Origin of the sequence: Streptomyces cinnamoneus (assembly GCF_014650495.1) — a bacterium.
GTDB lineage: Bacteria > Actinomycetota > Actinomycetes > Streptomycetales > Streptomycetaceae > Streptomyces > Streptomyces cinnamoneus.
On record NZ_BMVB01000102.1, the window covers coordinates 1 to 513 of the forward strand.

The 513-nt window shown below is 47.8% G+C and carries 1 protein-coding gene; it reads left to right on the forward strand.

Annotated features, from left to right (window positions below):
* Positions 1-513 (forward strand): hypothetical protein (locus IE182_RS33015; RefSeq protein WP_506417130.1); only part of this gene is annotated, 513 nt, incomplete at both ends.

Here is a 513-nt window from a genome sequence, read left to right on the forward strand (position 1 = left end):
CGCTCGGCGCGGCCTATACGGAAGAAGCGATAAAGGAACGTATCAAGGGCGTATATATCGCCAAGTCAAAACCGCTGCGGGAAGATAAGAAAATCCGTCTTGTCGTCGATATTGAAAACAGCATTAAAGCCCAACAATCGGCGGGCTATGAACGGTGGGTGAAAATCCATAATCTGAAACAGGCTGCAAAAAGCATGAACTTCTTGACTGAAAACAAGATTGAATATTACAGCGACCTTGAAAGCAAAATCGCGGATATTATGACCGCCCATGACGCGGCGGCAAAGGCGGTTAAGGAAGTGGAACAGCGTATGTCTGATTTGTCGCTGCTTATCAAGCACACCACCACATACCGACAGTTAAAACCGATTTACGATGAATACCGAAAATCGCCGGACAAGGAAAAGTATCTGCGGGGGCATGAAAGCGAAATTATCCTGTTTGAAGCTGCGGCAAGGGCATTAAAGGAAATGCAGATAAAGAAGCTGCCCGATCTCGCCGCGCTGCGCAAGG